This window comes from Mangrovibacterium lignilyticum (assembly GCF_010882175.1).
In the GTDB taxonomy this organism is placed as follows: domain Bacteria; phylum Bacteroidota; class Bacteroidia; order Bacteroidales; family Prolixibacteraceae; genus Mangrovibacterium; species Mangrovibacterium lignilyticum.
Map to the genome: position 1 here is coordinate 1,553,722 of NZ_WKLH01000002.1, position 10,064 is coordinate 1,563,785.

The 10,064-nt window shown below is 42.9% G+C and carries 5 protein-coding genes; all 5 read right to left on the bottom strand.

What is annotated here, in order from left to right; all coding sequences use genetic code 11:
• Nucleotides 1–13 precede the first annotated feature (13 nt).
• A complete protein-coding gene (locus GJV22_RS13365; RefSeq protein ID WP_163714288.1) occupies nt 14–1,483 on the bottom strand; it encodes a M56 family metallopeptidase in 1,470 nt (489 codons plus the stop codon).
• Nucleotides 1,476–1,865: a BlaI/MecI/CopY family transcriptional regulator gene (locus tag GJV22_RS13370; protein WP_205461868.1), complete on the bottom strand. Its 390-nt coding sequence runs from the start codon at nt 1,863–1,865 to the stop codon at nt 1,476–1,478. The genes GJV22_RS13365 and GJV22_RS13370 overlap by 8 nt, the downstream gene beginning before the upstream one ends.
• 312 nt (nt 1,866–2,177) lie before the next feature.
• Entirely contained in the window at nt 2,178–4,007 is a 1,830-nt protein-coding gene (locus GJV22_RS13375; protein WP_163714289.1) for an OmpA family protein, read from the bottom strand.
• A gap of 17 nt (nt 4,008–4,024) precedes the next feature.
• Entirely contained in the window at nt 4,025–4,984 is a 960-nt protein-coding gene (locus tag GJV22_RS13380; protein ID WP_163714293.1) for a PorP/SprF family type IX secretion system membrane protein, read from the bottom strand.
• An 11-nt stretch (nt 4,985–4,995) separates the two neighbouring features.
• Nucleotides 4,996–10,064: HYR domain-containing protein (locus tag GJV22_RS13385; RefSeq protein WP_163714296.1), on the bottom strand; the 5,069-nt coding region annotated here is incomplete at its 5' end.

Here is a 10,064-nt window from a genome sequence, read left to right on the forward strand (position 1 = left end):
CTTGTACTGATTTTTACTGCAAAACAAAATTGATTGGCACTGTAAAGGATACAGCCACAGCGTGACCACGTTGTTTGCCCGGAGTCCAGTCAGGCATTGCTGACACGACACGCACCGCTTCAGCGTCGAGACTATTTGCAACACCCCTTACAACTCTCGGCAGACGAACCTTTCCGTTTTTGTCGATCACAAAACTCACATAAACTTTTCCCTGAATCCCCTGATCACGTGCAGCTGCAGGATAAGTTACATTCTCTGCAATGAATTTACGAAGCTCCAGCTCACCTCCCGGATATTCAGGCATCTCCTCTACTACAAAAAAGATTGGTTCACCATCAATGGATTTAAGCTCTTCAGTCTTATTTTCTGTTGATTTGTTGTAAGCCACAACTGTAACGTCCTTTTCATCAGAACCGCCATTTTTATGGAGTTCAAGATCTCCAGTGGCCATATTACGAACGACCCGATAATCGCCTGAGGCTGCAATAAATTCCTTTAACTTTTCAATACCGGCTGAGTCGCCGCTCATCGTAATCGAATGGCCGGCAAAATCGACCGTAGCGACATTTTCACCTGGACTCGAATCCACCTTCGTGGATTGTTCCTGTTCGCATGCAAATACGACGATTAACGAGGCTGCTAACAGTAAGCCTCCGACTAATTTAATGCGTGCTAATTTTGATGATTTTATTTGTGACATCATTTGAATTCTTTTTTTGATTAGAGAATAATTGAAATTGTTGGCCATCTCTATTTGTGGCCCGATAAACTGCTGTAAAAGCAGCTTTTTGTAATAACCCGGACTAATTTCATGTTCCAAAACAGCCCGATCGGCCAGGTACTCATGATTTTCCCGCAACAAACGCTTCATCAGCCAAAAGAAAGGATTGAACCATTGCAAAACAGTAATCACTTCCAGAATCAGAATATCGAAGGAGTGCCCTTGTTTCACGTGTTCGAACTCGTGAAACAGCATTTTATCCGCCCCCTTTTGCGTTTTCAAATTCCTTCCTGCAAAAACATACGACAAGAACGAGAAGGGCGTCACATCCCGATCCAGCAGAACCAACTTCATTCCGTTTTCCCGGATCACTTCATTTCGCTTGATTAATAATGAAATCTGAATGAGACGTAAAATCAATCGGAAAGCAAAAAAGGCAATACCTAACAAGTAAATTGAAATCAGATAAGTGCTGGTTGAGATGCTGTGAACAATGGTCGAGGAAAGCTCGTTGCCATAAACCGAAACAGTTTCGAGCAAATTTCGATAAGGCGTAACGGTAATCTCGCTAAGCATAACAGGCTTTGGTTCGAGAATCCGTAAATGCAGCAAGGGCAACAAAGCCGAAAACGCTAAGGCGAACAACAGGAACATCCGATTGGTACGAAAAAATGTTTCGCGTTTTAGGAATAGGAAATACAACAAAGTAAACATTCCCAGGCTGATTCCCGACTCGTAAATATAATTGACGAAATCAATCATGGCTTTCCGGTTTGTCGTTATCCAGGTCTTTCCCCACTTCGTTCATCAAATCTTCCAGATCGGCAAGGCTCATTTTATCTTCTTTGGCAAAGAAGGAAACCATTTCCTGAAACGAGTTTCCAAAGTAGTTGCTGAGGAAGTTTTTCATGTAAGCTTTGGTATAATCGCGCTTAGTGATGAGCGGAAAATACCGGTGGGTCTTTCCAAACGCTTCATGATCAACAAAGCCTTTTTTCTCCAATATACGGATGATGGTTGATACCGTATTGTACGCTGGTTTTGGATCGGGAGTTTTGTCGAGAATGTCGTTGACAAAAGCCTTTTCCAGTTTCCATAAAATCTGCATCACCTGTTCCTCTGCTTTGGTTAATTCTTTGATCATGATTGCTATTTCTTTAACGAATGAATTGTTCATTCAAAGTTAACTAAATCCTACGTTTTAAAACTAATGATTTAGTTGTTTCGCGTAAAAAAATTTTAAGGGCCGTAACGAATGTTGATGAATTGTTTCATGTGCTTTGATTTTTAAGGTTAAACTCGATAAATCAAAACTACAACTAATATTTTAGTTTTCAAACTAAATAGATAGTTTTTAAACTAATTTATTAGTTATATAGAATAAAAAAGGAGGCCTACCCTCTGGCAGACCCCCACGTTAGACTAAACGAAAGTGCTTACGCAGCAACTCTAAATTTTACTCGGTCTGATCTTTTTTAGTGACTTTAGACTTCATGATTTCGAACACTGTTCTCCGGTTCTCCTGGTGTTTTTCTTCGGAGCAATCTACTCCGTCACCACATTCATTCACCAGTTGGCTTTCACCCAAGCCTACAGCCTCGATCCGGCTCTTATCTATACCTTTACGAACAAGGTATTCCAAAGTTGCTTTGGCCCTCCGCTCAGACAATTTTTGATTGTATTCATCCGTACCTCGACAGTCGGTATGTCCTTCAAGTTTAATTTCAATATCCGGATATTTCGCCAGTGCTTCGGCTATACGATCGAGCACGCGAGCAGCATCAGGTCGAATATTAAACTTGTCGTAGTCGTAGTAAATATTGTTGATACCGATTCTTGTTCCGGCATCCAATGGGTACAATTGGAAGTAGTAGAATAATTCACCCGGTTCCATTCCATCAGTTGAAAACTCGATATCGGTTCCAAGGAAATTTTCAGCATCTGCACTAACCAGGTATTGGCGATCCGGTTGAATATCGGCTTTAAAATAACCGTCAGCATCTGTCAATGCATTATCGACGATCACTCCGTCGCGTTTAATTGAAATCATCGCTCCTTCAATCGGATCGTCACCCATAATATTTACCACCTGTCCTTTCAAACGGTGCGATGGATCCATATAAAGCACTTCTTCCTGATTGGCAAATTGTCCTTCGGGTGACAGGTTAATTTCCTGTTGTTTGTCGTAATAGCCCAATTTTGTTGCCAATAAATTGAAGCGTTCTCCCATTTCCAATTTCAAGGTTGTACGTCCAGCAGTATCAGTCATGTACTCTTCAACAACTTTCCCTTTTTCATTTTGAACCTCGATTTTAGCATCAGGAACAGGCTTCTCGGTGAAGGTTGAAAGGACCAGCAGGTCAATTTTATATTGTTCCGGCAACACGATGTAAACGTCGTCGCCACCTTGACCGCCATTTCTATTGGAACCAAAGTAGGCATATCTTTCATCCGGTCCCGGAACAAATCCAAAATCATCGCCGGCAGAGTTAATATCATTGTCGAAAGTCAACACTTCACCGGTTTTTCCGTTTTTAAACTCGGTGTAAAAGATGTCTAAGCCACCTTTTCCTCCACGACCACCTGATGCAAAGAAAAGCGTACCATCGGCCTGTAAGTTCGGAAACATTTCCATGCCTGCGGTATTAATGGCATCGCCCATATTAACAGGCTCTTGCCACTCTCCCCCTTTACGGACTGTATAGTACAAATCTGTACCACCTAAGCCACCGGGCATGTCACTCACAAAAATGAGGGTGTCGCCGGATTGACTTACCGTTGGATGAGCCATTGAATATTCTTTCGAAGCAAATGGAAACTGACCAATTTCGGTCCAACCACCATTAGCTCTTTTGAACATGGTTATTCCTAAACGAACATTCTCTTTTTTGAAAACGATATTCTCCACATCAGTTTCTTCTTCATAAGACTGGGTCAGATACATTTCGCCAGTCGCCTGACAAATGGTCATCGGGCCTTCCTGAATTTTGGTAGTAATAACAGGGTTCCATTCTCCACGTTTCGGTAAGGTTCCATCAGGTTGAATTTGCGTAGAAAAAACATCATACAACAAGTAAGTTTCTTTCTTTTTCCCTCCTTCAACTTTAACTTCCGAATTATAGATCAACTTCCCATTATCGGTAGTCGAAGCAAAATCGCTGTTCGGTGTATTTACTGTAGCATTTTTAACGCTAATTTCTACGTCATCAAATACCTTTTTGGTCTGCGCATTCGCACCGAGCACAAAAAGTATTAAGACTAAACCGGTTAATATTTTAACGTTCATAGGTCAAAGTTTTCAGGTTAGAAATATCTGGGTGAAGTAAATGACTTAACAAGAGACCGCAGTTCGTATGAAATCATAATCTCATGCGATCCGTTTCCATAAGAACCGATGTCACCCATATCGAGGTCGTAGGCGTAGCCCAAACGTAATTTTTCACTGATTATAAATTGGACATTTCCACCGATTGCACTACCGGCTCCATTCCAACTGGTTGAGCGGAACATACCTCCTATCCAGAATTTTTCTGCAAACAGGAAGCTGGCATTTAAGTCGTACACAAAAGGCTGCGATTCAGAATGACGAAACATGACCGAAGGTTTAAACTTCACTGATGATCCCATATCGAAAACGTAACCGGCAATCAGATTCATGTTTCTGAACTCGTAGTCTGTTTTGTAATTTTCAGCTCCGTATTCAAAATCGTTCTTTAGCAATTTCGGAATCGACACGCCAAAATAATAGCGAGGTGCTGACAAGAACGCACCAACTCCGATATTGGGCATGAAGCTTTCTCTAATTTCCCCCTGAAAGGAAGGGTCGTTTGTCTCGATTGGTGAGTAATCTGACAAGATATTCCGGTAATTGGTAAAACCGGCTTTAAAACCTAGTCGCAAACTAGCTTCATATCCCACTTTCAATTTATAAGAGTAGTCCGTGAAAACTGCAAAGCGTTTTTCTTTACCGATCACATCGTTAATCACTGAGAGACCTAAACCAATCCGTTCGTTGCGCAAAGGTGCTTGAACAGTAAAGGTATGTGTTTCGGGAGCTCCATCGAATCCGACCCACTGATAACGGCCAAGAACCATAAAACCTACACATTCCCAGGATCCCACATAAGCAGGGTTGAATGCTTGAATGTTAAACATGTATTGGCTGTACATCGGGTCGTCTTGCTGACCAAATGAGCTTAATGCTGTGCTGGCGAGTAAGACTACACTGACAGCTAGTTTGGCTAAATATTTCATCACTTTCATCGTTCTTGAGTTTACCGGTTAATAAATACTGTCCCTTTGTGCACGGAATCATCCAAGATTAGGATCACGAAATAGGTACCTTCAGGCACAATATCTCCGCTTCCTCCAACATTCGGTCGACCATCCCACCAAGCATCGGTAGTTCCCAGCAACTGTTCATTTCCGTAGTTATCTTTTTCGTAGAGTTTCGCACCCCAGCGGTTATATACTTCCATATGTGCATTCGGGTACAGGTGGATTCCCGGAACTTCGAAATAATCATTTATACCATCACCATTTGGTGAGAATGCATCCGGTACAACTAAAACATCAATTTGTGGATCATGCCGTAGTGTAACAAAGGCCTGATCGCAAAGCGGCGTTCCCGTATCATCACAGATTTCGTACTCAAACGAGTCATCGTCATAGTAGAACGGATCGGGCGTGTAAACGAATGTTCCATCCGGATTCAACGTCAACGTTCCGTGTTCCGGTTCAACCGTCACACTGGTAACTGCAATTTGGTCACCATCGGGATCACTGTCATTGTCTAAGACACTAACATTCGTTTCGTTCATGATGAAGTCGTCATCAACTGCTACAGGAGGCAAATTCGTTTCATCAACAGTAATATAAACTGTTGCATTTCGGCAAAGTGAACTTCCCGGTAAACAGATGCTGTATGTGAAATTATCAGGCCCGATATAATCAGCGTCCGGTGTGTAAGTAAATTCACCTGTAGCATCTATGGACGCAATACCATGTGAAGGTTGTAAAACTTCAGAGATCGTTACGCTTGAACTTGACAAGTTGATATCGTTGTTTTTCACATTCCCACTTACAGTAACGTTTTTACCGGTAAAGTATGCATCATCAACACCATAAACCTGATCTTCCTGCCCTGCCGGGAAATACACGATCATAGCTTCAGCCTGAACCGTTACTGTCGGATCATTCTCAAGATATACTTCGTAAGTGAAGCTGACTACTCCTTCGTAATTTTCAGGAGCGTAGTAATTAAATGCACCATCAGCCCACATCTCCAAATTACCTACCGTAGGAGCAACAACGGGTGTTGTGTTCATTAATAATGTTCCACCTTCCACATCGAAGTCGTTCTCTAACAAGTTGCCAGCAGTCGGCAATGCCGGATTATTAAAACCTTGAACAACGTCAACGTTAGCTACCGGAGGACGACCGCTAAACCGGTCGGTAGAGATAATTCTCAGGTAAACAGTCGAAGGAGCTGAAACACCCGATACTGGATCGTCAATGACATAAATAAATTCATCATTACCGCTATAATCGGCATCCGGTGTATAAACGTATGTTCCATCGTCATTGAAAGCCACTGTTCCGTGAGAAGGGTCAGCTAATTTAATCGCCTTCTGGTCTGTACTTAATTTTTCTCCGGTTGTACTTGAAGTCAAATTAGACAATCTGGATACTGGGTTCCCTTTCTCGCCCACCAAAGAAGGACCGGAAACAACTCCTGATTCGTAGTACAAATCGTTGGTAAACACATTACCTGTAGATGCCATCCCCGAGAAGGTGTTGTTAATATCTCCCATGGAGATTGGCGGATCGTAAACCGAAAGCACCTGGATGCTAACAGTTGCATCAGAACAATAACCATCCTCATCACAAATTTCATAGGTGAAGTAATCTGTTCCGAAGTAATTCAGACCCGGCAAATAGGTGATCGTTCCATCTGCATTTACGGTTGTTGTACCTTTTGCTGGATTACTGATCACTTTCAATGTGCTAACATCGATGTTGTCATCGCAATCCAAATCGTTCGCTAAAACGTCGATGATCTCAGCTTCATCTTCTTCGATTATCACACCATCTCCAATTGCCTGAGGCATGGATTTGACTGTGATTTGTTGCTCACAAGTGGACGTATTTCCATGAATATCGGTCGCTGTCCACGTAACGACGGTTGTTCCTACCGGATAGTCTCCTGAAGCATTATCTGTACCATTAAAATCATTCAAAACAGACTCAACATCGCAATTATCGCTTGAACTTGGGGAAGGTACAGTAACCATCAGGTTACAGTTTGAAGAAGAAGTAAATTCCTCTGAGATATCTCCGGAACAGATAATTTCCGGATTTTGATCATCAACAACTATTATTGTCATACTACACTGTGCCGAGTTTCCATACTGGTCAAAAGCAGTCCAGATAACAACGGTAGACCCAACAGGATAAAAACCTGAAGCATCATCGGTACCATTAAAATCATTCTCAATCGATGCAATTTTCGTGTTATCTTCGATTGAAGGAACAGGTAACGACACATACGCACCGCACTGGTCTGCATCAACAGTTTGAGTAATAGCACCTATCGTACATCCCATTCTTGGGCTTTGTTTGTCGTGCACATTAATAGTTGACTCACAGAACGAAGTGTTTCCGGCTGCATCAGTTGCCGTCCATGTAATCAGGTTTGCTCCAACAGGCAGCATAGCACCCTCCAAGGTTTCCGAACCGTTGAAGTCATTGACGATGGATGCCCCTTCTGCATTGTCACTGAAAGTTGCATCGAATTCAGTTCCTTGCACAGTGTACGTGTCAAGATCTTCGTCCGCGTTACGATCAAAAGGAGAACCTGCAACACAACTAATTTCCGGATCTTCATCATCGGTCACTGTAACAACTGTGGTACAGGTCACACTATTTCCGGCTGCGTCGGTCACTGTCCAGATGATTGTTGTCTCGCCTACCTGAAGGGCTTCACCACCCAGACTGGCTGTTCCGTTATAATCGTTGCTGATACTTGCTCCAGCTACATTATCGCTGAAGCTGGCATCGAATTCGGCTCCTTGTACGGTGTAAGTATCAACACCATCATCAGTCATGCGGCCGAATGGTGATCCAACCATACAAGTAATTTCAGGATCTTCATCATCACTGACTGTTACAACTGTTGTACAGCTTGCACTATTACCGGCGGCATCTGCTACTGTCCAGATGATTGTTGTCTCACCTACCGGAAGTGCTTCACCACCCAGGCTTGCTGTTCCGTTATAATCGTTGCTGATACTTGCTCCGGCTACATTATCGCTGAAGCTGGCATCGAACTCAGCTCCTTGTACGGTGTAGGTATCAACACCATCGTCGGTCATGCGGCTAAATGGTGATCCGGCCATACAAGTAATTTCAGGATCTTCGTCATCAGTTACGGTTACAACTGTTGTACAGCTTGCGCTGTTACCGGCTGCATCTATTACTATCCACTCGATAGTGGTTGTGCCTACAGGAAAGGCTGATCCGGCAAGGCTTGCTGTTCCATTATAATCGTTGCTAATGCTTGCTCCGACAACATTGTCGCTAAAGCTGGCATCAAACTCGGTTCCTTGTACAGTGTAGGTGTCAACACCATCGTCGGTCATGCGGCTAAATGGTGATCCGGCCATACAAGTGATTTCAGGATCTTCATCATCGCTCACAGTTACAACTGTTGTACAGTTGACACTATTACCAGCTGCGTCTGTTACTGTCCAGATGATTGTTGTCTCACCTACCGGAAGTGCTTCACCACCCAGGCTTGCAGTTCCGTTATAATCGTTGCTGATACTTGCTCCGGCTACATTATCGCTGAAGCTGGCATCGAACTCAGCTCCTTGTACGGTGTAGGTATCAACACCATCGTCGGTCATGCGGCTAAATGGTGATCCGGCCATACAGTTGATTTCAGGATCTTCATCATCAGTTACAGTAATATCAAAACTACATGTTGAATTATTGTTATGAATATCTGTGACCATCACATCTACTGTAGTCATTCCAACCGAGAAGTTGTAGGGGAAACTAATTTCTTCTCCCATAACACTATATTTAGTATTTGCAACCTCACAATTATCAGTTGGTGTAGCTGCGAATGTCAACGAAGCATAGTCCGCATTTACATCTGCAGTATAAGATTCTGCAGTTACCGGACAATTTGGCACCGGTGCTTCATCGTCAGTAACTGTTATCGTTTGGATCACTTCTACTGCTGAATTTCCATGAATATCACTTACTGTCCAGGTAATTGTTGTCGTTCCTACCGGGTAAAGATCAGTTAATGCTAATTCATCATCTCTAACACCAACAGGTGAACCTTGAACCTCGCAATTATCGGTTGCAGTTGCAGCAATAATTTCAATAGATGCACCACAAACTCCTGAATCTGCAGTTTGAGTGATATCTGCATTGGCTGTTATTACAGGAGCTTCATCATCGCTTACAATTATAGTTTGAATTACTTCTTCCGCATCATTACCGTGAATATCTGCTACATTCCACGCTATTGTTGTTGTTCCTACCGGATATGAATCTGCTAATGATAATCCGTCACTACGAACTCCAACGGGATCACCAACACCGCAATTATCAGTAGCAGTTGCTGGATTGATTATTATTTCTGCACCACAAACACCAGCGTCTGCTGTTTGGTCAATATCTGCAGACGCTGTTATCAACGGTAATTCACTATCTGTAACGATTACCAGTTGTGCACAAGTGCTGTATTTACCTGACATGTCTGTAACTGTCCAAGTCACAATCGATTCCCCAACAGGGAATGTAGCTGGTGCGTCATTTTGCACATCCAAAGCTTCTACCGGAGTACAGTTGTCTGAAACTTCAGGAGTTCCTAAATCAACATTGGATGCAAAACAACTTCCGCCGTCGGCTGTAATCGTAACAACTGCTGGACAAGTAATCAAAGGATCACTTGTATCATGCACTGTAATATTTTGAGTACATGTATTCACATTGCCACAGTCGTCTGTTGCAGACCATGTGCGCTCGATGATATAATCGTTGTCTGTGCTACCGGCAACAATCTCATCAGTATAATCGATAGTAACTGTTGCTGAACAATTATCAGTTCCAGTTGCATAACCTGTAGATTCAGGACTAGCAGGCTCACTACATTCCACGGCCAGGTCTGCAGGACATGTGATTTGAGGTGCAATTATGTCTTGCACGGTAATAATCTGGTCAAGTGAAGCTGCGTTACCACAGTCGTCCGTTGCTGTCCAGGTACGGGTAATCACATAGTTTCCTGCACAGTTGCCCGCTGCGGTTGCATCACTGAATGCTACTGTTG

Bases quoted from the DNA above. Each gene is read 5' to 3' on its own strand.
- GJV22_RS13365 (WP_163714288.1), bottom strand. From the start codon at position 1,483: ATGATTGATTTCGTCAATTATATTTACGAGTCGGGAATCAGCCTGGGA.
- GJV22_RS13380 (WP_163714293.1), bottom strand. From the start codon at position 4,984: ATGAAAGTGATGAAATATTTAGCCAAACTAGCTGTCAGTGTAGTCTTA.
- GJV22_RS13375 (WP_163714289.1), bottom strand. From the start codon at position 4,007: ATGAACGTTAAAATATTAACCGGTTTAGTCTTAATACTTTTTGTGCTC.
- GJV22_RS13370 (WP_205461868.1), bottom strand. From the start codon at position 1,865: ATGATCAAAGAATTAACCAAAGCAGAGGAACAGGTGATGCAGATTTTA.